This window comes from Galbibacter orientalis DSM 19592 (assembly GCF_000260115.1).
Classification (GTDB): domain Bacteria; phylum Bacteroidota; class Bacteroidia; order Flavobacteriales; family Flavobacteriaceae; genus Galbibacter; species Galbibacter orientalis.
Genome location: NZ_JH651379.1, coordinates 3,186,643 through 3,212,394 on the forward strand (window position 1 = coordinate 3,186,643; position 25,752 = coordinate 3,212,394).

General features: G+C 33.2%; 25 protein-coding genes, 1 other RNA gene and 1 pseudogene. 16 read left to right on the forward strand and 11 right to left on the reverse strand.

The features are described from left to right. Window positions 1-6: 6 nt before the first annotated feature. The 4 genes from JOOMADRAFT_RS14015 to JOOMADRAFT_RS14030 all read left to right on the forward strand — a co-directional run bounded on the left by JOOMADRAFT_RS14015 (window position 7) and on the right by JOOMADRAFT_RS14030 (window position 4,162). A complete protein-coding gene (locus JOOMADRAFT_RS14015) occupies window positions 7-1,047 on the forward strand; it encodes a PLP-dependent cysteine synthase family protein (RefSeq protein WP_008614502.1) in 1,041 nt (346 codons plus the stop codon). A 9-nt stretch (window positions 1,048-1,056) separates the two neighbouring features. Beyond that, window positions 1,057-1,920: a cupin-like domain-containing protein gene (locus JOOMADRAFT_RS14020; protein WP_008614504.1), complete on the forward strand. Its 864-nt coding sequence runs from the start codon at window positions 1,057-1,059 to the stop codon at window positions 1,918-1,920. Between the two features lie 32 nt (window positions 1,921-1,952). After that, window positions 1,953-2,813, forward strand: a complete 861-nt coding sequence (locus tag JOOMADRAFT_RS14025) for an SDR family oxidoreductase (RefSeq protein ID WP_008614506.1) — start codon at window positions 1,953-1,955, stop codon at window positions 2,811-2,813. Between the two features lie 86 nt (window positions 2,814-2,899). Beyond that, window positions 2,900-4,162, forward strand: coding sequence for an aminotransferase class I/II-fold pyridoxal phosphate-dependent enzyme (locus JOOMADRAFT_RS14030; RefSeq protein ID WP_008614507.1), 1,263 nt, complete (start codon window positions 2,900-2,902; stop codon window positions 4,160-4,162). Window positions 4,163-4,308: 146 nt separating this feature from the next. On the opposite strand, the gene JOOMADRAFT_RS14035 is transcribed toward JOOMADRAFT_RS14030, so the two are convergent. Further along, a complete protein-coding gene (locus JOOMADRAFT_RS14035; RefSeq protein WP_008614508.1) occupies window positions 4,309-5,937 on the reverse strand; it encodes an acyl-CoA carboxylase subunit beta in 1,629 nt (542 codons plus the stop codon). A gap of 204 nt (window positions 5,938-6,141) precedes the next feature. Here JOOMADRAFT_RS14035 and JOOMADRAFT_RS20350 point away from each other — a divergent pair, with 204 nt between their 5' ends. Both JOOMADRAFT_RS20350 and ettA read left to right on the forward strand, forming a co-directional pair. Continuing rightward, window positions 6,142-6,318 (forward strand): CAL67264 family membrane protein, encoded by a 177-nt coding sequence (locus tag JOOMADRAFT_RS20350; protein WP_085942226.1) that lies wholly within the window; start codon window positions 6,142-6,144, stop codon window positions 6,316-6,318. Window positions 6,319-6,559: 241 nt separating this feature from the next. Continuing rightward, window positions 6,560-8,254, forward strand: a complete 1,695-nt coding sequence (ettA, locus tag JOOMADRAFT_RS14045; RefSeq protein ID WP_008614510.1) for an energy-dependent translational throttle protein EttA — start codon at window positions 6,560-6,562, stop codon at window positions 8,252-8,254. Window positions 8,255-8,469: 215 nt separating this feature from the next. Here the strand turns inward: ettA and JOOMADRAFT_RS14050 are convergent, their stop codons facing one another. The 7 genes from JOOMADRAFT_RS14050 to JOOMADRAFT_RS14080 all read right to left on the reverse strand — a co-directional run bounded on the left by JOOMADRAFT_RS14050 (window position 8,470) and on the right by JOOMADRAFT_RS14080 (window position 14,636). Continuing rightward, a complete protein-coding gene (locus JOOMADRAFT_RS14050; RefSeq protein ID WP_008614511.1) occupies window positions 8,470-8,802 on the reverse strand; it encodes a HepT-like ribonuclease domain-containing protein in 333 nt (110 codons plus the stop codon). Then, window positions 8,771-9,076 (reverse strand): nucleotidyltransferase family protein, encoded by a 306-nt coding sequence (locus JOOMADRAFT_RS14055; protein WP_008614512.1) that lies wholly within the window; start codon window positions 9,074-9,076, stop codon window positions 8,771-8,773. Before JOOMADRAFT_RS14055 ends, JOOMADRAFT_RS14050 begins: the two co-directional genes overlap by 32 nt. A gap of 154 nt (window positions 9,077-9,230) precedes the next feature. After that, a complete protein-coding gene (locus JOOMADRAFT_RS14060; RefSeq protein WP_008614513.1) occupies window positions 9,231-9,650 on the reverse strand; it encodes a DUF3995 domain-containing protein in 420 nt (139 codons plus the stop codon). A gap of 367 nt (window positions 9,651-10,017) precedes the next feature. Then, window positions 10,018-10,536, reverse strand: coding sequence for a DUF7935 family protein (locus tag JOOMADRAFT_RS14065; RefSeq protein ID WP_008614520.1), 519 nt, complete (start codon window positions 10,534-10,536; stop codon window positions 10,018-10,020). A gap of 11 nt (window positions 10,537-10,547) precedes the next feature. Continuing rightward, window positions 10,548-12,152 (reverse strand): FMN-binding glutamate synthase family protein, encoded by a 1,605-nt coding sequence (locus JOOMADRAFT_RS14070; RefSeq protein ID WP_008614521.1) that lies wholly within the window; start codon window positions 12,150-12,152, stop codon window positions 10,548-10,550. 271 nt (window positions 12,153-12,423) lie between these two features. Beyond that, the gene (locus JOOMADRAFT_RS14075) at window positions 12,424-13,338 is read right to left on the reverse strand and encodes a sugar phosphate isomerase/epimerase family protein (protein ID WP_008614522.1); all 915 of its coding nucleotides are present in this window, start codon (window positions 13,336-13,338) and stop codon (window positions 12,424-12,426) included. A 23-nt stretch (window positions 13,339-13,361) separates the two neighbouring features. Continuing rightward, window positions 13,362-14,636 carry an amidohydrolase gene (locus tag JOOMADRAFT_RS14080; RefSeq protein WP_008614523.1) on the reverse strand — a complete coding sequence of 425 codons (1,275 nt, stop codon included), beginning with the start codon at window positions 14,634-14,636 and terminating at the stop codon, window positions 13,362-13,364. Window positions 14,637-14,867: 231 nt separating this feature from the next. On the opposite strand from JOOMADRAFT_RS14080, the gene JOOMADRAFT_RS14085 reads away from it, so the two are divergent. The 8 genes and pseudogenes from JOOMADRAFT_RS14085 to JOOMADRAFT_RS14120 all read left to right on the forward strand — a co-directional run bounded on the left by JOOMADRAFT_RS14085 (window position 14,868) and on the right by JOOMADRAFT_RS14120 (window position 22,370). Then, window positions 14,868-17,198, forward strand: a complete 2,331-nt coding sequence (locus tag JOOMADRAFT_RS14085) for an ATP-dependent helicase (protein ID WP_008614524.1) — start codon at window positions 14,868-14,870, stop codon at window positions 17,196-17,198. A 247-nt stretch (window positions 17,199-17,445) separates the two neighbouring features. Then, window positions 17,446-17,784, forward strand: coding sequence for a restriction endonuclease subunit S (locus tag JOOMADRAFT_RS14090; RefSeq protein WP_083833481.1), 339 nt, complete (start codon window positions 17,446-17,448; stop codon window positions 17,782-17,784). Continuing rightward, the gene (locus JOOMADRAFT_RS14095) at window positions 17,785-18,369 is read left to right on the forward strand and encodes a virulence RhuM family protein (protein ID WP_008614525.1); all 585 of its coding nucleotides are present in this window, start codon (window positions 17,785-17,787) and stop codon (window positions 18,367-18,369) included. It begins immediately after the preceding gene. A 61-nt stretch (window positions 18,370-18,430) separates the two neighbouring features. Next, entirely contained in the window at window positions 18,431-19,315 is an 885-nt protein-coding gene (locus JOOMADRAFT_RS14100) for a DUF488 domain-containing protein (RefSeq protein WP_040880120.1), read from the forward strand. A 4-nt stretch (window positions 19,316-19,319) separates the two neighbouring features. After that, window positions 19,320-20,132, forward strand: coding sequence for a hypothetical protein (locus JOOMADRAFT_RS14105; protein ID WP_008614529.1), 813 nt, complete (start codon window positions 19,320-19,322; stop codon window positions 20,130-20,132). Between the two features lie 3 nt (window positions 20,133-20,135). Beyond that, window positions 20,136-20,396, forward strand: a pseudogene (locus JOOMADRAFT_RS14110) (restriction endonuclease); the annotation flags it as partial. A gap of 109 nt (window positions 20,397-20,505) precedes the next feature. After that, a complete protein-coding gene (locus JOOMADRAFT_RS14115; RefSeq protein WP_008614532.1) occupies window positions 20,506-21,129 on the forward strand; it encodes an L-threonylcarbamoyladenylate synthase in 624 nt (207 codons plus the stop codon). A gap of 8 nt (window positions 21,130-21,137) precedes the next feature. Then, window positions 21,138-22,370 carry a glycosyltransferase gene (locus tag JOOMADRAFT_RS14120; protein ID WP_008614533.1) on the forward strand — a complete coding sequence of 411 codons (1,233 nt, stop codon included), beginning with the start codon at window positions 21,138-21,140 and terminating at the stop codon, window positions 22,368-22,370. Window positions 22,371-22,583: 213 nt separating this feature from the next. Here JOOMADRAFT_RS14120 and JOOMADRAFT_RS14125 read toward each other — a convergent pair whose 3' ends face one another. Both JOOMADRAFT_RS14125 and JOOMADRAFT_RS14130 read right to left on the reverse strand, forming a co-directional pair. Next, on the reverse strand, window positions 22,584-22,973 hold the full coding sequence (locus JOOMADRAFT_RS14125) for an acyl-CoA thioesterase (RefSeq protein WP_008614538.1): 390 nt from the start codon (window positions 22,971-22,973) through the stop codon (window positions 22,584-22,586). A gap of 74 nt (window positions 22,974-23,047) precedes the next feature. Continuing rightward, the gene (locus tag JOOMADRAFT_RS14130; protein WP_008614539.1) at window positions 23,048-24,100 is read right to left on the reverse strand and encodes a glutaminyl-peptide cyclotransferase; all 1,053 of its coding nucleotides are present in this window, start codon (window positions 24,098-24,100) and stop codon (window positions 23,048-23,050) included. A gap of 89 nt (window positions 24,101-24,189) precedes the next feature. On the opposite strand from JOOMADRAFT_RS14130, the gene ffs reads away from it, so the two are divergent. Further along, an RNA gene (gene ffs / locus JOOMADRAFT_RS19945) (signal recognition particle sRNA small type) lies at window positions 24,190-24,287 on the forward strand. A gap of 182 nt (window positions 24,288-24,469) precedes the next feature. Beyond that, a complete protein-coding gene (fsa, locus tag JOOMADRAFT_RS14135; RefSeq protein ID WP_008614540.1) occupies window positions 24,470-25,126 on the forward strand; it encodes a fructose-6-phosphate aldolase in 657 nt (218 codons plus the stop codon). Between the two features lie 72 nt (window positions 25,127-25,198). Here the strand turns inward: fsa and JOOMADRAFT_RS14140 are convergent, their stop codons facing one another. Continuing rightward, complete coding sequence (locus JOOMADRAFT_RS14140; RefSeq protein WP_008614542.1) at window positions 25,199-25,729, reverse strand: hypothetical protein; 531 nt, start codon at window positions 25,727-25,729, stop codon at window positions 25,199-25,201. Window positions 25,730-25,752: the final 23 nt, after the last annotated feature.

Sequence of the window (25,752 nt, forward strand, 5' to 3'; positions counted from 1 at the left end):
GTTTATATGAAACAAAAGATAAATGCTTACGATAATGTTTTAGATTTAATAGGGAATACCCCATTACTAAAGCTTAAAAAAATAACCCAAAATCTTATCGGAAATTTTTACGCTAAAGTAGAAGCTTTCAACCCGGGTCATTCTAGTAAGGATCGTATAGCGCTACACATTATTGAAGAAGCAGAACGTAAAGGAATTTTAAAACCTGGCGACACAATTATTGAAACTACCTCTGGAAATACTGGTTTTAGTATTGCCATGGTTAGTGTAATTAAGGGATACGATTGTATTCTTGCCGTTAGTTCTAAATCTTCTCCCGATAAAATAGATATGTTACGTGCCATGGGCGCAAAAGTATATGTTTGTCCAGCGCATGTAAGTGCAGACGATCCTAGATCTTACTATCAAGTAGCAAGGCGGATGCATGACGAAATGAAAGGTTCTGTTTATATTAATCAATACTTTAATGAACTTAATATAGATGCGCATTACCAATCTACAGGTCCTGAAATTTGGGAGCAAACAGCCGGACAAATAACTCATTTTATAGCTTGTAGTGGAACTGGAGGAACTATTTCTGGAACTGCTAGATTCTTAAAAGAAAAAAATCCTGCTGTAAAAGTAATAGGAGTAGATGCCTATGGTTCTGTACTCAAAAAGTATCACGAAACAAGAGAGTTTGATTCTGATGAAATCTATCCATATAGAATAGAAGGTTTAGGAAAAAATTTGATTCCAACGGCAACAGATTTTGATGTAATAGATAAATTTATCAAAGTTACAGATGAAGAAAGTGCCCATACTGCCCGAGAGATTTCTAAAACTGAAGGTTGCTTTGTAGGTTATACAAGTGGCGCTGTTATGCAAGCCGTGAAACAATTAGCAGAAGAAGGAGAATTTGATGAAAATAGTAATGTAGTTATGATTTTTCCTGACCATGGTTCTAGATATATGAGTAAAATATATAGCGATGATTGGATGAGAGCTCAAGGATTTTTTGATGCTATTAATACAGAAGAAACACAAAAAATAGAATATATAAAATAAAATTATAAGATGTCTAATTTCAATTTGGTTGATAAAGTAGAAAACATCACCAAAAAGGAATTTAAAGAAAGGTATCTTTCAACCAATACACCAGTAATATTTAAAGACTTAGCCAAAAATTGGAGAGCGACTACGAAATGGACTTTTGATTTTTTTAAAGAAAATTACGGAGATTGGGAAATTCCTATGTATGATGATTCTTATCATAACCCAGGGAATGGTTATATGAAACCGGTTTCTCATAAAAAATTTAGAGATTATCTAAATATTATAGAGACAAAGCCTACAAGTTTAAGATTTCATAATTTTCAAATAATGAAACGAGCTCCAGAACTTGCAAAAGATTATGAAACTCCAACCATAATGAATGGCTTTTTAAAGTTTGCTTTAATGTTTTTTGGAGGAAAAGGATCGGCACTTAACCTTCATTATGATATAGATTGTTCTCATGTGTTTTTAACGCATTTTCAAACGCAGAAAAAAGTATATTTATTTCCGCAAGAGCAATCACAATTACTATATAAATTACCATATACCAATCATTCACATTTGGATGTTTTAAATCCAGATTATAATAAATATCCAGCTTATAAATATGCTAAAGGCATAGAGGCTACAATAGAACATGGAGAAACATTATTTATTCCTAAATTGTGGTGGCATTATGTGTATTATTCTAAAGGAGGCTATTCATTAGCACTTAGAGCTAACAATTCACTAAAAACTAAAGCAAAAGGTTTGTCTAATTTAGTGCGACTTTTTACAGTAGATAATGGAATGAATTACTTAGCAGGAGAAAAATGGAAACATTACAAAGATCAAAAAGCTGAGGAAAATGCAATAAAGGCGATGCAAGAAATAAAATCAGTATAAAGAAGATTGAGCATCGCAATAAAAAAGTATAAATGAAAAATATATTAATAACAGGAGTTTCTTCTGGGATAGGCTATACAACAGCAAAATTATTTTTAGATAAGGGTTTTTTAGTTTTTGGTAGCGTTAGAAAAAAAGAAGATGCTGCAGCGTTAAAAGAAAAATTAGGAGCAAATTTTCATCCGCTTCTATTTGATGTTATAGATGAAGAGGCTATAAAAAAAGCATCCTTAGAAGTTGAAAACATTTTAGATGGAGCGTCCTTAGATTGCTTAGTAAATAATGCTGGGGTATCTGTAAACGGACCCTTAGCGTATATTCCTATTGAAGAATTTTCAAGTCAGTTAAACATAAATGTACTTGGCGTTTTACGTGTTACACAGGCTTTTCTTCCTCTTTTAGGTTTTGATAATAATCGTCCTAAAGGAAGAATTATTAATATTAGTAGTGGTTCTGGGAGAGTAACAAGACCCTTTATGGCGCCTTATTCAGCATCTAAATATGCAGTAGAAGCATTATCGGATGGATTTAGAAGAGAATTAAATGACTTTGGAATAGAGGTAACAGTAATAGAGCCAGGACCGATAAAATCTGAAATTTGGAATAAAGCAAAAGCAGATGCAGAAACACAGGTGAATAAATATAAAAATACTCCGTACGAAAAAATTTACGACAATATGGATAAAGCCGTACAAGGAATGGAAGGTATTGCTTTAGAAGCTAGTGAAGTGTCGAATTTAATCTACGGAATATATGAAGGAAAGAAGAACAAGACTCGCTACTTGGTAGCCCCTAAAAAGTGGTTGTTTTGGCTAGCAATTCATGTTTTTCCAGATAAGTTCTTAGATAAGATGTTTCAAAAACAGTTTAAGAAACTTGTAGAAGAAAAGTAAAAAATTTATGATAAGAGTTTAAATTTAGTTACTTTTGCGTGCTGTAAATTTAACGTTTATTTGAACATAAAAGAAACTCCATTTACATGAGAGATTTATTTGATAGGATTATTGAGAACAAAGGGCCATTAGGAAAATGGGCTTCTCAGGCAGAGGGATATTTTGTATTTCCTAAATTGGAAGGGAATATTTCAAACAGAATGAAGTTTAATGGGAAAGAAGTAATTACCTGGAGTATCAATGATTATCTTGGTCTTGCTAATCATCCTGAAGTTTTGAAAGCAGATGCTGAAGCTGCTGCTGAACATGGTGCCGCATACCCAATGGGAGCACGAATGATGAGTGGGCATACAGACCTTCATGAGCAATTACAAAACGAACTTGCTGAGTTTGTAAAAAAGGAATCAACATATTTATTAAACTTTGGTTATCAAGGAATGGTATCTGCCATAGATGCTTTGGTTACTAAAGATGATATTATTGTGTATGATGTAGATTCTCATGCATGTATTATTGACGGGGTTCGTCTGCATATGGGAAAACGTTTTACATATCAACATAACGATATGGAAAGCCTTGAGAAAAACTTAGAGCGTGCTACCAAAATGGCAGAACAAACTGGTGGTGGGATACTTGTTATTTCTGAAGGTGTTTTTGGAATGCGTGGAGAACAAGGACGATTAAAAGAAATAGTTGCCTTAAAAGGGAAATATAATTTTAGATTACTTGTAGATGATGCTCACGGATTTGGAACACTAGGTGCTACTGGAGCTGGTGCAGGTGAGGAGCAAGGGGTGCAAGATCAGATAGATGTTTATTTTGCTACTTTTGCAAAATCAATGGCTAGTATCGGAGCTTTTTTGGCAGGAGATAAACAAGTAATAGATTATTTAAAATATAATTTACGCTCTCAAATGTTTGCAAAATCATTACCTATGATTTTTGTAAAAGGAGCTTTAAAGCGTTTGGATATGTTAAGAACTATGCCAGAACTTAAAGCTAAACTTTGGGAGAATGTAAATGCATTGCAAAACGGATTAAAAAATAGAGGTTTTGATATTGGGACTACAGAAAGTTGTGTAACTCCCGTTTATCTTAACGGAAGTATTCCAGAAGCAATGGCGCTTGTAAAAGACCTAAGAGAAAATTATAGCATTTTCTGTTCTATAGTTGTATATCCAGTAATTCCTAAAGGATTAATACTTTTACGTATGATTCCTACGGCTACTCATACAATGGAAGATATTGAGGCTACATTAGAAGCGTTTTCTGCAATTAGAGACAGATTAGAAAATGGAACCTACAAAAGACTCTCTGCGGCAGTAGAAGCAGCTATGGGAGATAAATAAGAATTAGAAGCTTATATAAAAACAAAAAATCCGCTGAAAAGCGGATTTTTTGTTTTTATATAATTTTAAAATCAATTCCCTTAGGTAAAGCACTAGCTGTAAACTCTAAAAAAATGGTGTTATAAACTCAGGAAGCCTCAGCTATTTTAGGTTTGTATAACCCCTAAATTAAATTGTTTTTCAATAGGAGCATGATTTGCAGCTTCAATTCCCATACTAATCCATTTACGCGTATCGAGCGGATCTATAATGGCATCGGTCCATAAACGTGCTGCAGCGTAATATGGAGATACTTGCTCATCATATTTAGATTTTATTTTATTAAAAAGTTCTTCCTCTTTTTCTTTTGTAATTTCTTCTCCTTTTTTCTTAAGGGAAGCTGTTTCAATTTGCAATAAAACTTTAGCAGCTTGAGAGCCTCCCATAACTGCTAGCTCTGCACTTGGCCATGCAAATATTAATCGCGGGTCATAAGCTTTTCCACACATAGCGTAATTACCAGCTCCGTAAGAGTTTCCTATAACAACAGTAAATTTAGGAACTACCGAGTTGCTAACAGCGTTAACCATTTTAGCGCCGTCTTTTATAATACCACCGTGTTCCGATTTACTTCCTACCATAAAACCAGTAACATCTTGTAGAAATAATAATGGAATTTTTTTCTGATTGCAATTGGATATAAATCTAGTAGCCTTGTCGGCAGAATCAGAGTAAATAACCCCACCAAATTGTAGTTCTCCTTTTTTAGTTTTCACAACTTTTCTTTGGTTGGCCACAATTCCAACAGCCCAACCATCAATACGGGCATAACCAGTAATAATAGTTTTTCCAAAACCTTCTTTGTATTCTTCAAAAGAATTAGCATCTACAATACGAGAAATAATTTCTTTCATATCGTATTGCTCAGTTCTATTTTTTGGAATAATTCCGTAAATATCTTGAGGATTTTCTAGCGGTTTGATAGCTTTATTTCTACTAAATCCAGCCTTGTCATAATCGCCAATCTTATCTATTATATTTCTAATTTTATCAAGCGCATCTTTATCGTCTTTCGCTTTGTAATCTGTAACTCCACTAATTTCGGAATGCGTAGTTGCACCACCTAAAGTTTCGTTATCAATATTTTCTCCAATGGCAGCCTTTACTAAATAGCTCCCTGCTAGAAAAATACTCCCAGTTTTATCTACTATAATAGCCTCGTCGCTCATAATAGGGAGGTAAGCACCTCCAGCTACACAGCTCCCCATAACGGCAGCTATTTGAGTAATTCCCATACTGCTCATTATGGCATTATTTCTAAAAATACGACCAAAATGCTCTTTATCGGGGAAAATTTCGTCTTGCATAGGTAAATAAACTCCAGCACTATCTACTAAATAAATTATAGGAAGTCTATTTTCTATAGAAATTTCTTGCGCTCTCAAGTTCTTTTTTCCTGTAATTGGGAACCAAGCTCCTGCTTTTACGGTAGCATCATTTGCAACAACAATACATTGTTTATTATTAATATATCCAATCTTAACAACAACACCACCAGAAGGGCATCCACCGTGTTCTTGATACATTCCTTCTCCAGCAAAAGCACCTATTTCAATGCTATTTTTGTCTTTATCAAGTACGTACTCTATACGCTCTCTAGCTGTCATTTTTCCTTGACTATGTAGTTTTTCAATACGTTTTTCTCCTCCGCCCAATGCTACATGTGCTAGTTTTCGTCTTAAATCTGCTACGGAAAGTTTGTTGTGATCTTCGTTTTGATTGAATTTTAAATCCATCTATTGCGCTTGTTTCAAATGTTTTATAGGTTATTTTTAAGTTTCTTCACTTAGAAAATAAAAAAATCAATTAAAAACTCCTATTAATACTGCTAAAATACGAAATCAACCTTTATGTAAATGGCTAATAATTCCTTAAATTGTACGATATTTGTCATCTTTTAAAAAATAACCCCTAAACTTAATAAAAGCAATAAAATGGGAATGAATAAAAATACAGTTTTAGCATGGGCAACATGGATAATGATAATTGTAGGACTTGCATTAATTGCATTGGGAGCGTTTAGATATAATGAGGTTGCAGGCTACGGTTTTGGTGCCGTTGGGATTGGTTTTTTTGCCATTGCATGGGTCTTCAATGCATTAAAAGGAAGAGTTTAATAAGTTAGTAGTTAGAAAGTAAAAAAGTTAAAAGTGAAGGAGTTAAAGAGTTAAAGAGTTTTTTTTAATAGTTAGAAATAGCATAATTCTTTTTCAGAAATTTACATTTAACAGTTAAAAAGTAAAAGTTAAAATAGAAGGTGTTTAAGAAGAAAATTATTTTTTAGTAGGTAGAAATAACATAATTTTTTTCAACATTCAACACAACATTCAACATTCAAAATTTAAAATAAAACAATATATGTCTGATGATAAAAAAGTGATATTCTCCATGTCGGGGGTGTCAAAAACCTATCAAAGTTCTAATAAACAAGTTTTAAAAGATATCTATTTAAGTTTCTTTTATGGGGCTAAAATTGGTATTCTTGGTTTAAATGGTTCTGGTAAATCTACTTTATTAAAAATTATTGCTGGAGAAGAAAAGAACTTCCAAGGAGATGTTGTTTTTTCTTCAGGATATTCTGTGGGGTATCTGGAGCAAGAACCAAAATTGGATGAGTCTAAAACAGTAATAGAAATTGTTAAGGAAGGGGTTGCGGAAACGGTTGCTATTTTAGATGAATACAATAAAATAAACGATATGTTTGGCTTACCAGAAGTTTATGAAGATGCAGATAAAATGCAAAAACTGATGGATAAGCAAGCAGAACTTCAAGATAAAATTGATGCGAGTAATGCTTGGGAATTAGATACCAAACTTGAGATTGCTATGGATGCTTTGCGTACTCCAGAGCCAGATACGCCAATAAGTGTATTATCTGGAGGAGAACGTAGAAGAGTGGCATTGTGTAGATTACTATTAAAACAACCAGATATTTTACTATTGGATGAGCCAACTAACCACCTAGATGCAGAGTCAGTATTATGGTTAGAGCAACATTTACAACAATATGCAGGAACGGTAATTGCTGTGACGCACGACCGTTATTTCTTGGATAATGTTGCAGGTTGGATTTTAGAGTTGGATAGAGGAGAAGGTATTCCTTGGAAAGGAAATTACTCATCTTGGTTAGACCAAAAGTCAAAACGTTTGGCACAGGAGCAAAAACAAGCTTCTAAGCGTCAAAAAACTTTAGAGCGAGAGTTAGAATGGGTTAGAATGGCTCCTAAAGGAAGACAAGCAAAACAAAAGGCACGTTTAAATAATTATGATAAATTATTGAATGAAGACCAAAGTAAACTAGATGAAAAATTAGAAATTTATATCCCAAATGGACCACGTTTAGGAACTAATGTTATTGAAGCCAAAGGGGTTTCTAAAGCATTTGGAGATAAACTTTTATATGAAGATTTAAACTTTAAACTTCCGCAAGCAGGAATAGTTGGTATTATTGGTCCGAATGGTGCTGGTAAAACAACCATTTTTAAAATGATAATGGGAGAAGAAAAACCAGATAAAGGGTCGTTTGAAGTTGGGGAAACAGCCAAGATAGCATATGTAGATCAATCGCATTCTAATATTGATCCTACTAAATCTATTTATGAGAACTTCTCTGACGGACAAGAATTAGTAATGATGGGAGGAAAGCAAGTAAACTCTCGTGCTTATTTAAGTAGATTTAACTTTGCTGGAAGTGAGCAAAATAAAAAGGTAGAAGCACTTTCTGGAGGAGAACGTAACCGTTTGCATTTGGCAATGACACTAAAAGAAGAAGGAAACGTATTATTACTAGATGAGCCTACCAACGATTTGGATGTAAATACCCTACGTGCTTTAGAAGAAGGGTTGGAGAATTTTGCAGGTTGTGCTGTGGTTATTTCTCACGACCGTTGGTTCTTAGATCGTATTTGTACTCATATTCTTGCATTTGAAGGAAACTCTGAAGTGTATTTCTTTGAAGGTAGTTTTTCTGATTATGAAGAGAATAAACGCAAACGTTTAGGAGCAGATGTAACTCCAAAACGTATTAAATACAAAAAATTGATAAGAGGTTAATTGCAGTAGCCAATTAGTACTGAGATTTTAGTACAAAAAATATAAAACCGAGAAGTTATGTATAACTTCTCGGTTTTTTTAATTCCTTATTTTTTATTCATAATGTTTATGAACATGTTTGGTAATGGTTTTGTTACTTGCTAATCCGTATGGATTTTTCTTGTAGAAAAGTTAGACACAAAGAACTATAAGATACAGTGTTGGTAGTAGGTTTTTTATTTAATTAGCTCTTGTATTTCTGCCTTTATATTTTTTAGGAATCGATTTATAATAGCCCAAACTATTGAATTATCAATACTGTCATAAGCGTGAATCAATCTATTTCTAAATGCAATAATTTGTTTAGCATTCTCAATTTCCAAATCAGGGTCGATTTTTTTGAGTTGGTTTAAAGCTTCTCCAATAATTGCTAATTGTCTTTCAACTGCACTTTGGGTTTTTAAATCATTTTGATAACTATTGAAATCTGTAATGTCAACTATAAATTTTTCTATTAAGTCGATGGCTAATAAAATATCAAATAGATACTTTCTGCTCTTTTCCGTCATAGATTAAAATTTTTGTTGAATCGATATTCTTTTTTAGGATAGGATTTTTAATAGAAACATAGGTTAATAAATCTACTCTTCTTTGAAAAAAAACTTCAAATTTATCCCAAATGTTCATTAAGTTTTCACCTCGTTCAATTGGATCAACGCTGTCAATTTCAATTAATAAATCTATATCGCTAGAATCCTCATTAAATTGATCGGTAATAGAAGAACCAAAGGCGTATAAATTCTTTACATTATGAGCTTTACATAATGAAAGGAATTCCGCCATTTTATATTTAATAGATTCTTTTAAAGTCATAATACTAATATAATGTATTTTTTTGAATCTAGATTTTTTGTCAACTTACGGCAACATGTTTGGATATGGTTTCGTTATGAGAAAATCTATGTGTTTTTCAAGTGAGTAGGTCGTGTGCCTTTTTCTATTTTATAAGTTGGATTATTATACCTAATATTCCAATTATCAAGCACAAAGGAGAAAAGAGTTTTGTATCCAGTTTTCCAAAGTCAGTTTTTCTCACACTTTTAAAAAAACCTACATATTTAAATTCGCCAACTGCTCTTAAAAGGAATATTATTGGGATTATCCAACCCCTATATTTTATAATCCATTCAGGTAAACTGTATTCAATAAGTCCAGACTCAATCATATAAAAAATACCGAAAGCTATTAATCCAATTCCTATTATTGCACTATCAATCTTTTTAGGATTCAGCACTCTTTCTCCATTTTCTTTGGTAGGTAAGGATTCTACATATCCAAATTTTCCTCCAATAACCCAATTTAAATGAATCATTCCAAGGACAATTAGGATTAAGCTTAATAAAATTGATAGAATCATAATTTTAGTATGGTTAAATGTCTTTTTCTAAAATTTCACAGTTAGAATTTAATATTGAAATTATAATTATTATGCAATATTTTATGGTATTTTGAAGTTTAATTTTTTATATTTTCAGAATAGTTTATTTTATGGGTAGTTTAGAGAATAGATGGATATAGGCTTATTTCCAATTGGTTAGTTTTTGGATTGTTAGGAGTATAGTTTTTAGTCCATTATCCATTGGAAGCCAAGTGAACTTTCTCCATTAAAATTTCAGCTATTTCGTATTCACTTTCTCCTTTATACTGTTTGTTGGGTAAGTGAACTTTATAATAATTATGATGTTTTATCATTCAAATACAATTTTCTACTTAATGCTTAACAACTAACTAAACAATTCTCGGATTTCTTTTTTGATATAACCTAAAGCGGCATTAGATGGTGGTTGTTTGTCGAGAAAATTATTTAAGACCTCTTCTCTTAATTTGTTAGCGCTATCAGCATTCATTCCTGCTTTTCGAATAATTTGTATGGTTGCATTTTTTGAAGCTTTGATAACATTCCAACATTCGTCGGAAATATAAATTTGCTGTGCTAAATTATGATCAAATTCATTTTCAATCGTAGCAATAAGTTGCGCTTCATATAATTCTTTATCAGCATTTTCAGGAGCCACTCTTATGAGTAATTTAGAAGGGTTAATTCGCTCTAAAAACAGTGCCATCCGCTCGTATGCTTGTAAGCGAATGGGAAGGGTATTTTTATCCATTTCCTTATGGAGTAAAAAACGTCTTCTTCCTTCTTCATTTTTAGTATGGAGACTAAAAAAATAATAGGCAATTGCTCCAGTAAGTAATGCAGGGAGTATAAAAAATAAAAGTTCGATAATTTTAGATTCGTTCATGGGGATTTTAATTAATAGCGTATTTGTTTATTTTTAAATTTATCCATAGCTGTTTTAGTGGTATAATGTCCACCTAAGTGAGGGCAATTTAATAAACTTTCTGTTCCGTTAAAAGGAACTTCTACTTTATTGTAGCCATATACATTTGCTAGGGGTTGGGTTAAACTTTTATCGCCTAAATTAATATCTACATCTTCCATGGTGAGTTGAGAAGGGTGTTCGTAACCACAAGCATGTGTTATTTCTATCAATTCTTTTTTGAAATTTTTAAAGTAATAACTTACTCTTTCGGCTTTATCTTCAATGTTAATACCTGCTTGTAACCATTTGTTTTGTGTAGCCACACCACTCGGACAGGTATTGTTATGGCAAACTTTGGCTTGAATACATCCAATACTAAGCATAGCCTCTCTGGCAACATTTACCAAATCTGCTCCCATAGCAAATGCCATAGCTGCTTTTGATGGAAATCCTAGTTTACCACTTCCTATAAAAACTATTCTCTCGGTAATTTCTTCATCTTTAAAAACTCGATATAAATCGCTAAAAGAATATACCCACGGTAAAGATACATGGTCGGCAAAACTTGGTGGAGCAGCACCTGTTCCACCTTCACCACCATCAACCGTAATAAAATCGGGGCCTTTTTTGGTGCGTTTCATAATGCTGGCAAGCTCTCGCCATTGGTCTAATTTTCCAATTGCAGCTTTTATACCAACAGGCAGGCCTGTTTCTTCAGCAATCTTTTCTATAAAATCAACCATTTCTTCCACATTTGAAAAGGCAGAATGATTTGGAGGCGATAAAACATCTTTTCCTAAAGGAACATGGCGTATTTCTGCAATCTCTTTTGTTATTTTAGAGGCAGGAAGTACTCCGCCCTTACCAGGTTTTGCTCCTTGAGAAAGCTTTAATTCGATAGCTCTAATCTGAGGATATTCGTTTACTAAGGCTTTTAATTTTTCCATAGAAAAATTTCCTTGATCGTCTCGAACCCCAAAATATCCTGTTCCAATATGGAAAATTACATCAGCTCCCTTTTTGTGGTAAGGGGAGAGTCCGCCTTCTCCTGTGTTATGGTACGCATGGGCTAAATAGCATCCTTTGTTTAAAGATTCTATGGCGCGTGCAGAAAGCGAACCAAAACTCATAGCAGAAACATTAATAATAGATGCTGGTCTGTATGGACGTTTTCTTTTATTGTATTCTCCAATAAGTTTAGCGCAGGGCAAAAAGTAAGGATCGCTTGCATTGGGATGATCCATCTTTATTTTATAAGGCATCATTGCATTATTAATAAAAACGTAATGCGACTCATGGATATTTCTATCGGTACCAAAGCCTTCATAATTATTTTCATTTTTTGCAGAAGCATATATCCATCCCCGTTCAATACGGTTAAAAGGGAGTTCTTCTCTATTATTAGCTACAATATATTGGCGTAATTCTGGACCAATACTTTCTAGTAAATACCTAATATGTCCTACTACGGGGAAGTTATGTGTTATAATGTGCTTTTTATTAAAGAATATATCTCTAATGGCAATAAGACCTAATACGATGAGCGCCCATACCCACCAACTAATGTTTGTTAAAAAATCTAATACTATTTGCATATCTATCTTACTCACTATGTGAGGTTTTAATGTTTCAAAGCCTGTTCTGATTTTACTGAAACGCTTTTCGAAATACTTTTTAGAGTTTCCTCCAAATGCCTAGCTGGCTTGCTTAGAGGAAGTAAACTTTAATCCCTCATTGAGGGTTTAATTTGTTTCCTTTGAATACCTCGTAGGCTTGCCTCGAGGTAGTTGATTTGAAGAACTATAAAATAACTGATTTGTATTTACATTGAAGTTAATCTAAGTTCTATTCAAATTTTATACAAAATTAATCAATTTTCATTCGCTCTTTAATAGCTTTCATAATAAATAAATTAGCTTCCCATTGATCTGAAACGGGTTGTTGTGTATAGGGTAAGGTTGGCAAATATCCTGCAGGGCCAAACTCGGTAGTAATTTTCATGGTTTCACCACGAGACCATGTTTTTCGGATAATTTCTTCCCAAATATCCATATGTCTGTCTACCGCTTTTTTCCATTCTGGAGCTCTGGGATCGTTTACTTGTGGGCCTTCATAATGTCCTACACGTGCATGAATTAATCGGGTTCTATCTAGAATTTCAGTTAAAAAATCATCTTTTCCTTCTAATAAAGACTCGTGTACCACCATCCAGTGACTAATATCGAGTGTTAGCATAAATTGGTCATCTAAAGATAAATAATGATTAGTTACTGGAACGCTGTAATTCATCCGAGATCGATGTGTTTCATGATAAATGGGAATATGATGCTTCTCACTTAATTGCTTCGCAAGATTGATAAACTTCATATTGTCTTCTACTGAAAAGAAATCATGACCCGTGTGGGAATTTATCATTTCTGCATTAAAACTAACAGCCAATTCGATTAACTCTTCATATAACAATAAAGCTTCATCAATTGGGACATTAGTGTTTACATAGGCCTGCACAATAAGTTTTAAATTAGTGTCCTTTAATGCCTTTTTTAGTTCTTCTTGCTCCACTTTATTGCTTTCTGGTAATCTTGTTTCAATTCCAGCATAGCCATCTTTTTTTGCTTGTTTACAGAATTCTGAGAAATTAGTATCCTTCCCCCATGAGGTTTGATAGAATTCTATGTTATTTTGAGATGTAGCAAAAAGAGGAATTAAGAGAAATAATGCAATTAATAGCATTATTGGTAACTCTCTTTTAGTAGAAGGGGATTTTATCAATCGACTCATTTTTTAAGGATAAAGTTTGTTGATTACTCTGCTAAATAATCGTTTACTATTTGTGTAAAAGCTTTCACTCCAAGTATAAGTCCGCTTTCATCTATATAAAAATCTGGAGTATGATGTGGTGCAGCTTCTGTTGCATTTTTAGGTTTTCCTCCTAAGAAAAAATAAAATCCTGGAACTTTTTCTTGAAAGAAAGAGAAGTCTTCTCCGCCAGTAGTGGCTTTTACTAATTCTACATGGTCTTTTCCTGCTACTTTCTGAAGAGAGGGAAGCATTTGTGTTACAAGTGCTTCATCATTATACGTAATTGCTGTAAAATTTTCAATTTCAATCGAAGCTTCTCCACCATAGGCTTTGGCAATTGCAGGAACCATTTCTTTCATTCTTTTTAGAATAAGGGTACGCATTTCTGGGGCTAACGTTCTAACGGTACCAATCATTTGTGCTGTTTCTGGAATGATATTAAAACGAACGCCACTAGTAATTTTCCCAACAGTAATTACAGCGGCTTCATCTACTAAAGGAGCTTCTCTACTAATAATAGTTTGTAAACCATCCACAATTTTTGCTGAAATAAGAATAGGATCTACACCGCTCCAAGGAGCAGAACCATGGGTTTGTTTTCCTTTAACATCAATAACAAAACGTTCCACAGCGGCCATTGTTCCTCCTGGTTTATACCGAATAGTGCCTACAGGAGTTTCAGAATTTATATGAAGTCCAAAAATGGCATCTACTTTTGGGTTTTCTAATACACCTTCCTTAATCATAAGTTTGGCGCCACCTTCTTCTCCTGGTGGCGGACCTTCTTCTGCTGGTTGGAAGATAAATTTAACAGTCCCAGCAAAGTCATTGTTTTTACTGAGCACTTCAGCAACGCCCATCATAATAGCAATATGTGTATCATGACCGCAAGCGTGCATCACCCCAGTTTCTTCGCCTAAAAAGGTAGCTGTAACAGTAGATTTAAATGGTAAATCGTTACGTTCTGTTACAGGGAGTGCATCTATATCTGCACGTAAAGCAATTACTTTTCCAGAACTAGTGCCCTCCAAAATACCAACAACTCCTGTTTTAGCAACTCCTGTAGTTACTTTTAAACCAAGGCTTTTAAGATGATCGGCTATTTTAGCAGAAGTATTAAATTCACGATTTGATAATTCTGGATTTTCATGAAAATAGTGTCTCCATTCAATAACTTTTTGTTCTACAGAAGCTATGTCTGCATCGAGATTGTTTTGTGAAAATGCGTGAAAACTAACACACAAAAACAGAAATTGTAGCGTATATGTTTTAATCATTAATTTAAGGTTTATGTTATTGAGATGATACTAAATTGTATTGAATAGTAAATATACCTAATTTAATAGTTATGTTTATAAATTTTTATATTTATCCTGAAAAAATAGCTACATATTAGGTAACTTGACCGACTAAATAAATTGCGTTATTTTATATGTTTTAATTATATTTTAGTGCGATAAAATCTACTTATATTGTAGCTTACAATACCTTAAAAATTAAGAATTACATTGGAAAAGTATTTAGCAGAGTTGAATGAAGCGCAACGTGCGCCTGTATTGCATAAAGATGGTGCCCTAATGGTTATTGCTGGAGCGGGTTCTGGAAAGACAAGAGTGTTAACTTATAGAATTGCGTATTTGATGAATCAAGGGGTAGATGCGTTTAATATTCTTTCTTTGACTTTTACGAATAAGGCAGCCCGAGAAATGAAAAAACGGATTGCCAGCATTGTAGGTAACAGTGAAGCTAAAAATTTATGGATGGGAACATTCCATTCGGTTTTTGCTAAAATATTACGTTATGAAGCCGATAAACTAGGGTATCCTAGCAATTTTACTATTTATGATACTCAAGATTCTCAAAGACTTATTAATTCTATTATTAAAGAAATGGGATTGGATAAGGACGTTTATAAATACAAGCAAGTTCAAAATAGAATTTCTTCTTATAAAAATAGCTTAATAACAGTTAAGGCTTACTTTAATAATGCTGAGTTGATGGAAGCCGATGCTATGGCAAAAAAACCACGTTTGGGAGAAATATACCAAGCTTATTGTGAGCGTTGTTTTAAAGCGGGAGCAATGGATTTTGATGATTTATTACTGAAAACTAACGAGCTATTAACTCGTTTTCCAGAAGTTTTAGCTAAATATCAAGATCGTTTTAGATATATTTTGGTGGATGAGTACCAAGATACAAACCACTCTCAATATTTAATTGTAAAAGCATTGTCCGACAGGTTTCAGAATATATGCGTAGTTGGAGACGATGCGCAGAGTATTTATGCTTTCCGAGGGGCTAATATTAATAACATTATGAACTTTCAAAAAGACTATGATAATGTTCAAATGTATCGTTTAGAGCAAAATTACCGCTCTACTCGAAATATTGTAAATGCGGCAAATTCAGTTATTGAAAAAAATAAAACGCGACTAGACAAGGTTGTTTGGACTGATAATGACGATGGAAATGCTATAAAAGTACATCGCTCTGTAACCGATGCTGAAGAAGGGCGATTTGTGGCTTCAACTATTTTTGATAACAAAATGCAACTTCAATTAAAAGACGGAGATTTTGCAGTTTTGTATCGAACCAATTCCCAATCTAGAGCCATTGAAGATGCATTGCGTAGAAAAGATATTCCCTATAGAATTTATGGCGGACTCTCATTTTATCAACGGAAAGAGATAAAAGATGTGTTGGCGTATTTGCGACTCATTTTGAATCCGAAAGATGAAGAGGCATTGGTAAGAGTTATTAATTATCCGGCTCGTGGAATAGGACAAACAACCATTCAGAAACTTACGGTAGCAGCAAATCATTATAAGCGTTCTATTTTTGAAGTGATGGAGCATCTCGATAAAATAGATTTAAAAATTAATTCGGGAACGAGAAGAAAGCTTGAGGATTTTATTACTATGATTAAGAGCTTTCAGGTAACAAATCAATCAGCAGATGCTTTTGTGTTAGCAGAGCACGTTACTAAAAAATCTGGGCTTTTACAAGAGTTTAAAAAAGACGGAACTCCAGAAGGGATTGCTCGTATGGAAAATATTGAAGAGCTTCTTAACGGAATTCAAGATTTTGTAGAGGGACAAAAGGAAGTAGCCGATGCTAAAGGGGATTTAGCGGAGTTTATGGAAGATGTTGCTTTGGTAACCGATTTGGATAAAGATACTGGAGATGATGACCGAGTTGCGTTAATGACCATTCACTTGGCAAAAGGATTGGAATTTCCTTATGTATTTATTGTAGGAATGGAGGAAGAGTTATTTCCGTCGGCAATGAGTATGAGCACGCGGAGTGAACTAGAGGAGGAGCGTAGACTTTTTTATGTTGCTCTAACACGAGCAGAAAAACAAGCGTATCTTACGTATACACAAAGTAGGTATAGATGGGGGAAATTAATAGACGCAGAACCGAGTCGTTTTATTGAAGAAATTGAGGATAAATATATAGAGTATTTAACCCCTCCATTAGATGCAAGCTATCGATACAAACCAATGATAGATGCTGATATTTTTGGAGAAGTGGATAAGAGTAAATTCCGACTAAAAAAACCTACAGCAGGAACTCCGCCAACTTCACATAAACCTTCTGAAGAGAAATTGCGAAAACTAAGAAAATTAAAACCCGATTTAGGAGAGCCTGTAGCGCAAGATGGAGGAGACCATAACAGCTTGTCGGTTGGAGATAAGGTATCTCATACCCGATTTGGAAATGGAGTTATTATTAGTATTGAAGGGGTTGGAAATGATAAAAAAGCAGAAATTAGATTTGATACTGGAGGGCTGAAAAAACTATTACTCCGTTTTGCAAAATTGGAAGTAATTGGATAGGGAGATGAGTTTGGAAAGTAGGTAAAGTTGAAGGGGAGTGTTCAGTATTCAGAGAGTAGGGCTTGGGAAAGTTTGTCTTTTAAATCAAAACACCGCTATTAATCAGGATTTGAAAGGCTTAATCCCTCATTGAGGGTTTAATTCCCCAGAGCCTGTACTGAGTTTACCGAAGTGCTCTGCATCGAAATGGGTTTGATTTGTTTCCTTTGAATACCTCGTAGGCTTGCCTCGAGGTAGTTGATATCCAATTAGCAAAGACCTAAATAGAGAGTTTTTATTCTTTTGGTATAAATCTATCGCAAAAAAAGTTGAAAATGATGGAATTGGAATGACAGTAAAAGGAGTTAATTTGAATTATGTAAAAGCATTAGAAATACATATTCCCGATTTGGAAACACAAAAAGATGTTGTAAGACTTTGTAGTGGGTTAGTTGAGAGTATAAGTGTAATAGAATCCTACTACCAACAAAAACTCATCAACTTAGAAGACCTCAAAAAATCCATTTTACAAAAAGTGTTTTCGGGTGAGTTGACAATGGATAATGATGAATTAACAATGAATAAGGCATATGCAAAAAATGCATAAATGAATATTGACAACCAAATAGAAATCTATCAAGCCCAAGATGGCTCAACTCAAATTTCGGTACAATTTGAGCAAGATACTGTTTGGCTTACTCAAGCACAAATGGCTGTTCTTTTTGAAACAACACCGCAAAACATAACCATGCATTTAAAAGGTGTTTTCAAAGAGCAAGAGTTAAACGAGACAGCAACTTGTAAGGATTTCTTACAAGTTCGAAAAGAAGGTAAAAGAACCGTAAAGCGTAAGCAACTGCACTATAATTTAGACGCTATAATATCTGTAGGTTATCGTGTGAAATCAGCAAGAGCAACACAGTTTCGTATTTGGGCAAGCCAAGTATTAAAAGATTATTTAGTAAAAGGTTATGCCATTAATGAAAAAAGACTAGCTCAAAAAGAACAAGAAATAAGAATGCTTAAAGATGGTATTCATATTTTAACCAGAGTTGCAACTATTACTATTGAAGAAAAAGATTCAGACAATGTTATTTTGGAAACTTTTGCAAAAGGTTTGTGCCTACTAGATGATTATGACCATGAGCAATTAGATACCAAAGGACTAACCAAAAAAGAAGCTATAAGTTAAATTAATAAAGGCAAATTGGTAACTTTGTAATAACTAAGGTTACAAATATTTTATGAAAGGTATGTATTACAGAAGAAAATTAGTGTTAGCTTTATTACAATCATTTGATGGAAAGCTTGAAAAATTGAGCTTACAAAAACTACTGTTTTTACTTACTAGAAATCAAGACAAGAAGAGTTACGATTTTGTGCCTTATAAGTACGGTTGCTTTTCTTTCCAAGCCAATGCAGACTTAACCACACTTACCAAATACAAACTTGTAACACAAGACGATAAGTCTTGGGTTTGTGCAGACAAAATCAATTATTTTGAAACCCTAAAACAAGAAGATAAATCTGCAGTATTAGCTACTAAAAGAAAATACGGTGGTTTAACTGCAAAAGAATTGATTGTACTAACGTATCAGCAATATCCTTACTTTGCTATTAAAAGCACCATTGTAAAGGATGTGCTTAACAAAGAAGAATTAAAAAAGGTAGAAGCGCAAAAAAGAAAAAAGACAGAAACCATTCTATATACTATTGGATATGAAGGTATAAGTTTAGAGACCTATATCAACAAGTTAATTTTAAATGATGTAAAGGTTTTATGCGATGTACGTAAAAACTCGTTTAGTATGAAATATGGGTTTAGTAAATCTCAATTAAAAAACGCTTGTGAAGGGGTGGGTATAAAGTTTTATCATATACCAGAGGTGGGTATACAATCTGATAAAAGAAAAGAATTAACCTGCCAAGCAGATTATGACCTACTTTTTGAAGATTATAAAGAGAGTGTGCTGGCAACTGAAAAACAAAAACAAGTAGAAATATTTCAACTATTGAAAGCAGAAAAACGAATAGCGCTCACTTGTTTTGAAAAAAATATACACCAGTGTCATAGAAAACACTTGGCAAATGCCATTAAGCGTATAGAAGGATTTAATTATGAAGTAAAACATATCTAACCTAATGGCAAAAATTAAAGTTCTAATCACGGTCAAAACATACCCTTCTATTTCAACCAAATACGAAGAGACAGTTTGTACGGCTGGTATGAAAGAAAATGGAGAATGGATTAGAATTTACCCAGTGCCGTTTCGCAAACTGCCCTACGTCCAACAATATCCAAAATACCAATGGATAGAAATGGATTTGATAAAAAACAAAAGTGATTTTAGGCCAGAAAGTTACAGACCAATAGATATAGACACAGATGATTTAATACTTTTTGGTGATAAATTAGACACCAAGTACAAATGGGCAAAACGTAAGGGAATTGTTTTGCAAAATATTTATACAAACCTTACAAAACTCATAGAAGAAGCAAAAACCGAAGGTTTATATACTTCTTTAGCAGTTTTTAAACCTACAAAAATAAAAGACTTTGTTATTGAAAAATCAGCAAGAGATTGGAGTGAAAAACAAAAAGCAACACTACAGCAGGGTAATTTATTTGAAGACAAAAGTACCTTTGAAGTTGTAAAGAAACTACCTTATAAATTTAGCTACACCTTTGAAGATTGTAATGGTCGTGAAGCAACTTTAATGAATGAAGATTGGGAAGTTGGTGCATTGTATTGGAACTGTTTAAAAAAGCATAATGGTTATGAAGAAGCAGCTTGTGTAGACGTTAAGAAAAAATATTGGGATGACTTTGCTAAAACTAAAGACCTTTATTTTTTCTTAGGTACTACAAAACTTAATCAACTTAGAGCACCAAATCCTTTTGTGATTATTGGTACATTTCATCCGCCAATAGAAACACAGCAAAGACTATTTTAAAGAATGAATGAAGCACAAACCAAACACGATTTAATAGAACCTGCTTTACGCAAGGCAGGTTGGGATATTGTTGAGGGCAGTCGTTTGCGTTTGGAGTTTCCTATTACTAAAGGTCGTCTTATTGGTCAAAATAGGCGTGCCACAACTTTGTTTGCCGATTATGTTTTGGAATACAAAAACAGACGTATTGGAATTGTAGAAGCCAAAAAAAGAGATGAGTATTATACACAAGGTTTAGGACAAGCCAAAGATTATGCAGAACGGAAGAAAGCCAGCAGGTAACAAAGATGTGTATAAGCAATAGCGGGTTAAGTGTTAGTTTGATAATTAGTATATCAAGAGATAATAAAATGTCACTTAAAATAGAAAGAATATGGCAGAACTAATTCGTATTTATGAAGAAAACCCTAACCCTAAAGAGATTCAAAGGGTAGTGGAGGTGTTACGTAACGGCGGATTGGTAATATATCCTACCGATACCGTTTATGGTTTAGGCTGTGATATTACCAATTCTAAAGCCTTGCAAAAAATAGCGCGTATTAAAGGGGTGAAACTTGAGAAAGCTAACTTTTCTTTTATTTGTGCAGACTTGAGCAATTTATCCGATTATATCCGCCAGATAGACACAGCTACATTTAAAATATTAAAGCGTACGCTACCTGGTCCTTATACATTTATATTGCCAGGAAATAATTCGCTTCCTAAAGATTTTAAGAAAAAGAAAACTGTTGGAATACGTATTCCAGCTAATAATATAGCGAGAACTTTGGTAGAGCAATTAGGAAATCCAATAGTGTCAACTTCTATTCGAGACGAAGATGAACTTATAGAATACACCACAGATCCAGAATTGATTCTTGAAAAATGGGATAATTTAGTTGATGTTGTAATTGATGGGGGGTATGGAGATAATGTAGCCTCAACTGTTATAGATTTATCGGGGAGTGAACCTGTAATAGTTCGTGAGGGAAAAGGAGATATTGATGATGTTTTATAACTTAATGAATGATAAATAAAACTATTCTCTTTATAGGTTACGTATGGCCAGAACCTACCTCTTCTGCTGCTGGTAGTAGAATGCTTCAATTGATTCATTTTTTTAAGAATTTAGGCGCGAAGGTTGTTTTTTCATCACCTGCAAAGCAGAGTGTGCATGTTCATAATTTGCTCTCCGAAGGAGTTCAACAAAAAGAAATAGAATTAAATAATTCTTCTTTTGACGATTTTCTGAAGGATTTACAACCAGAAATTGTTGTTTTTGATAGGTATATGATGGAAGAGCAATTTGGCTGGCGTGTAGCTGAACATGCTCCAAATGCTATGCGAATATTGGATACAGAGGATTTACACTTTTTAAGGAATGAGCGACAGAAATCTTTAAAAGGAAGTGCAGATATTACTAATAACGTATTGCTAAATAGCGAATTAGCAAAGCGCGAATTGGCTAGCATTTACCGTTGTGATGTTTCATTAATTATTTCTGAAGTAGAAATGAAGCTTTTAAAAGAGGTTTTTAAGGTAGATGAAAAGCTACTTTGTTACCTTCCTTTTCTTCTTCCGCAAAAGAAAGAGAATATGTTTTCCTTTCAACAAAAAGAGGATTTTATTTTTATAGGAAACTTTATTCATGCTCCCAATTGGGATGCGGTTTTAGCTTTAAAAGAAACTGTTTGGCCTATTATCCGAAAAGAATTACCAAAAGCAAAATTGCATATTTATGGAGCCTATGCTACCGAAAAGGTTTACAATCTTCATAATGAAAAAGAGAACTTTTTAGTATACGGTTGGGCAGAAAATTCCTTTGAGGTAATCCAAAAAGCACGTATTATGCTTGCTCCATTACGTTTTGGTGCTGGATTAAAAGGGAAACTCCTTGAAGCCATGCAGGCACAAACTCCAAGTGTAACCACCTCTGTAGGGGCAGAGGGAATTAATGGGAATTATAATTGGAACGGATTTATATTTGATAACCCAATGGATTTTGCTCATGCTTCTGTGGCTTTGTATTTAGAAGAAGAGCAGTGGCAACAAGCAGTAAAAAATGGGAATAGAATTTTAAATATGCGTTTTGATGCTTCAGTACATAAACTGAATTTTAAAACTACGCTCGATATAATTTCTGAAGATATAAATGCGCATCGAACCACTAATTTTATAGGTAGTATGCTACTCCAGCAAACTACACAGGCAAGTAAATATATGTCGAAGTGGATTGAAGAGAAGAATAAAAAGCTGTAAAAGTCATAATTCTTTTCTCATCTAACATATTTTTCAGAAAAGCATAAATTCATCCGCTTTAACTTCTAAAGATTTATTATACGCCACGAATACACGAATATATATTGGTTTGCATTTAAAAATTATTTGTGTATTCGTGGCATAACAGACTTTATGTCCATAGAGGTTTAGTAAAATTATGTAAACTATCTAGGATTATTCAAATCTCGATTATCAAGTAAATAAATTCTTTAAATCGTCTGTAAGTCTAATAGGGCGTTTACTGTTTTTATCTATTAAACACCAATTGGTTTTACAGCTTACCAATAACTTATCGGTAGTATTATTGTAAATCTCTACAATCCGTGTTGAGGTAACGCCTTCTGCTTTTTTGATGTATGTTTTTAGGAGAATTTCATCATTTAAAAAAGCTTGTCCTTTATATTCTATATAATGATTAAGAACCATCCAAATATAATTATCCAGCATTTCTGTGGTAGCTTCCGTTTGCCAATGATTCTTTGCAATATCTTGAATCCATTGAAGGTAGCGCACATTATTTACATGAAATAAGTCATCTAAATCGTCTTCCTTAACCGTAATTATTTCTGTAAATTCTTTCAAATCCTAATTTTAAATTTTAAGTGTTGAATTTTGAATTTTAAATGAAATTATATTTTTTACCTAAAGCCTAAAGCCTATTTCTTTTCTTTAATAGTTACTTCAAACATTTTATCCCAATTTTTACCTGTCACAAAAAACGTTTTAGAAGTAGGGTTGTATGCAATTCCGTTTAAAACATCTAAATCGGCATGTTGTTTTACCTTGTCTTTAAGCCCTCTAAAATCGATAACTCCAATAATAGCTCCCGTTTTAGCATCAATAATCATGGCGCTGTCTTTTAAATAAACGTTGGCATATATTTTTCCGTCTACATATTCCAATTCATTAGCTTTATTAAAAACAGAAGAATTAGTAACTGTTTCAATAAAATCTTCTTCGACTAAAGTATCAGGATTTAAAATCCATATTTTATCACTTCCATCACTTTTATAGATCTTTTTACCATCGGGAGTATGTGTAAGTCCCCAACCTTCTTTGCTTTGGTTATAGGTAAAAGAATCGAGTTGTTCAAATGTATTTAAATTGTACACAAAGCCTTTGCCAGCTTGCCATGTAAGCATGTACACTTTATTGTTGATAATAGTAATTCCTTCCCCGAAGTAAGAGTTGTCCAAATCAATTTTATTTAATATATCTCCAGTTTTATAATCTACTTTTCGAAGCGAAGAAATCCCTTTTCTACCAGTACTTTCATATAAAGTATCGTTATAAAATTCTAAACCTTGAGTATATGCTTTTATGTCGTGAGGATAGGTGTTTATAATTTCGTAGGTATAAACTTTTGGAGCTTGAGAAGCTAGAACAGTAATATTTTCTGACACCGTAGCCGTTTCCCCTTCAAAATATACAGTAGCTTCTAGTTTTTGAATTCCTAATTTATCGGCATTTAATTTAAAAGAATTGTTTGTTAGGTTGATTCTTTTTCCGTGTAATTGATACGAAATAGAGTCAATTTCTTTATTTTTTTTATTCTCCAATTGGATTTTTAAGACATTTCCTTGCTGAATTTTCTTAGAATCTGAACTTATTTTTAATGAAAATAACTTTTTTTCAGAAGAATTATTCGAGTTGCATCCACCAATAGAAACAACTAAAAAGCTGATGATTAAAAACTTATAGAAATACATGGGCTATTATTAATTTTTAGGCAAGTTATTTAATAAAATTAAGATTGTAAAATTATTGCGTAAAGATAAAAAGTTTGTAAATTTGCACCCGGCAAGTCCTACACGACTAGCTCCTGTAGAATCCCCCAGGACGGGAACGTAGCAAGGGTATATGGTTGAGCGGTGCGATGTAGGTAGCTTGCCTTTTTTTATGCCATAAATTTAACTTTTCTATATTGGCATTCTTCTTTTTAAAGTTTCCCTAATTGTTCTCTGGAATATTAAATAAATTATAACTTTGTATAGCATATTTGTTTTTTAGGCTAAAAAGACAAAATAGAGCAGTATCTTTACTTAATAATTAATGTAAAACTAGAATATAAATAAGCTATGAAATTTTTTATAGACACAGCAAATCTAGAGCAAATTGCGGAAGCTGAAGCTTTAGGAGTTTTAGATGGAGTTACAACAAACCCATCTTTAATGGCAAAAGAAGGAATAACAGGAAGAGAGAATATTTTAAAACACTACGTAGACATTTGTAATATTGTTGAGGGTGATGTTTCTGCTGAAGTTATTGCAACAGATTATGACAATATCATAAAAGAAGGAGAAGAATTAGCTGCTCTACACGAGCAAATAATTGTTAAAGTACCAATGATTAAAGATGGTGTAAAGGCAATTAAATATTTTTCAGACAAAGGAATAAAAACAAATTGTACGCTTGTATTTTCAGTAGGACAAGCGCTTTTAGCGGCTAAAGCTGGAGCAACTTACGTTTCTCCATTTATTGGAAGATTGGATGATATCTCTACAGATGGATTAGGACTTATTTCTGATATCCGTTTAATTTATGATAACTACGGCTTTGAAACAGAGATTCTTGCTGCTTCTGTACGCCATACAATGCATGTTATTGATTGTGCTAAATTAGGTGCAGATGTAATGACAGGCCCTCTTTCTGCAATTACAGGATTATTAAACCACCCACTTACAGATATCGGTTTAGAGAAATTCTTGGCAGATTACAATAAAGGAAATAAATAGAATTTAGAAATATTATAGATACAAAAAGAGCCGCTTATAGACGGCTCTTTTTTATTATATGGTAATCAATTATTATTGCGGTTGTTGTTTGTAAACTCTTTTTATAACGGTATTATTGTCTTTATCATGGATTTCAACAATGAAATTCTCATCTCCATCAAAATATCCAATCCCTTTACCATTACTTGTCTCAACAATATATTTATTGTTTGTTGATTGATACGTAGTGGCATTTAAATCCTTATTTGAAGAATTGATAGTAAATCCATTTTCAGTAGGAAGAAAATCGCATCTAGCGTCTTCACATACAAAATTAGTTTTCTTGTCAAGAATAACTTTACTATCTCCTTCAATAACCGTTTCCTGTTTAGTTACTTTAACAGGAGATGTAGTAAGATCCTGATTAATTTTATTTCTATCAGAAGCATCCAACTGAACATCTTGCTCTTGAGTAACTTGAACTTGTTCTTTTAATTCTTGTTCTCCTTTATTTGTTTTAATCTTGGTAGTTTTAGTAACTGTTTCTTCTAAAACATTTTTATTTTGCGAAAACGCAAAGGTAGATGTCAAAATAATTGCAGATAATACGATTAAATTTTTCATGTCTTTTTCTGTTTTGATTATAC

Bases quoted from the DNA above. Each gene is read 5' to 3' on its own strand.
- JOOMADRAFT_RS14070 (WP_008614521.1), bottom strand. From the start codon at position 12,152: ATGCAAATAGTATTAGATTTTTTAACAAACATTAGTTGGTGGGTATGG.
- ettA (WP_008614510.1), top strand. From the start codon at position 6,560: ATGTCTGATGATAAAAAAGTGATATTCTCCATGTCGGGGGTGTCAAAA.
- fsa (WP_008614540.1), top strand. From the start codon at position 24,470: ATGAAATTTTTTATAGACACAGCAAATCTAGAGCAAATTGCGGAAGCT.
- JOOMADRAFT_RS14055 (WP_008614512.1), bottom strand. From the start codon at position 9,076: ATGGCGGAATTCCTTTCATTATGTAAAGCTCATAATGTAAAGAATTTA.
- JOOMADRAFT_RS14015 (WP_008614502.1), top strand. From the start codon at position 7: ATGAAACAAAAGATAAATGCTTACGATAATGTTTTAGATTTAATAGGG.
- JOOMADRAFT_RS20350 (WP_085942226.1), top strand. From the start codon at position 6,142: ATGAATAAAAATACAGTTTTAGCATGGGCAACATGGATAATGATAATT.
- JOOMADRAFT_RS14035 (WP_008614508.1), bottom strand. From the start codon at position 5,937: ATGGATTTAAAATTCAATCAAAACGAAGATCACAACAAACTTTCCGTA.
- JOOMADRAFT_RS14025 (WP_008614506.1), top strand. From the start codon at position 1,953: ATGAAAAATATATTAATAACAGGAGTTTCTTCTGGGATAGGCTATACA.
- JOOMADRAFT_RS14065 (WP_008614520.1), bottom strand. From the start codon at position 10,536: ATGAACGAATCTAAAATTATCGAACTTTTATTTTTTATACTCCCTGCA.
- JOOMADRAFT_RS14095 (WP_008614525.1), top strand. From the start codon at position 17,785: ATGAATATTGACAACCAAATAGAAATCTATCAAGCCCAAGATGGCTCA.
- JOOMADRAFT_RS14080 (WP_008614523.1), bottom strand. From the start codon at position 14,636: ATGATTAAAACATATACGCTACAATTTCTGTTTTTGTGTGTTAGTTTT.
- JOOMADRAFT_RS14075 (WP_008614522.1), bottom strand. From the start codon at position 13,338: ATGAGTCGATTGATAAAATCCCCTTCTACTAAAAGAGAGTTACCAATA.
- JOOMADRAFT_RS14115 (WP_008614532.1), top strand. From the start codon at position 20,506: ATGGCAGAACTAATTCGTATTTATGAAGAAAACCCTAACCCTAAAGAG.
- JOOMADRAFT_RS14020 (WP_008614504.1), top strand. From the start codon at position 1,057: ATGTCTAATTTCAATTTGGTTGATAAAGTAGAAAACATCACCAAAAAG.
- JOOMADRAFT_RS14105 (WP_008614529.1), top strand. From the start codon at position 19,320: ATGGCAAAAATTAAAGTTCTAATCACGGTCAAAACATACCCTTCTATT.
- JOOMADRAFT_RS14140 (WP_008614542.1), bottom strand. From the start codon at position 25,729: ATGAAAAATTTAATCGTATTATCTGCAATTATTTTGACATCTACCTTT.
- JOOMADRAFT_RS14050 (WP_008614511.1), bottom strand. From the start codon at position 8,802: ATGACGGAAAAGAGCAGAAAGTATCTATTTGATATTTTATTAGCCATC.
- JOOMADRAFT_RS14060 (WP_008614513.1), bottom strand. From the start codon at position 9,650: ATGATTCTATCAATTTTATTAAGCTTAATCCTAATTGTCCTTGGAATG.
- JOOMADRAFT_RS14130 (WP_008614539.1), bottom strand. From the start codon at position 24,100: ATGTATTTCTATAAGTTTTTAATCATCAGCTTTTTAGTTGTTTCTATT.
- JOOMADRAFT_RS14120 (WP_008614533.1), top strand. From the start codon at position 21,138: ATGATAAATAAAACTATTCTCTTTATAGGTTACGTATGGCCAGAACCT.
- JOOMADRAFT_RS14100 (WP_040880120.1), top strand. From the start codon at position 18,431: ATGTATTACAGAAGAAAATTAGTGTTAGCTTTATTACAATCATTTGAT.
- JOOMADRAFT_RS14030 (WP_008614507.1), top strand. From the start codon at position 2,900: ATGAGAGATTTATTTGATAGGATTATTGAGAACAAAGGGCCATTAGGA.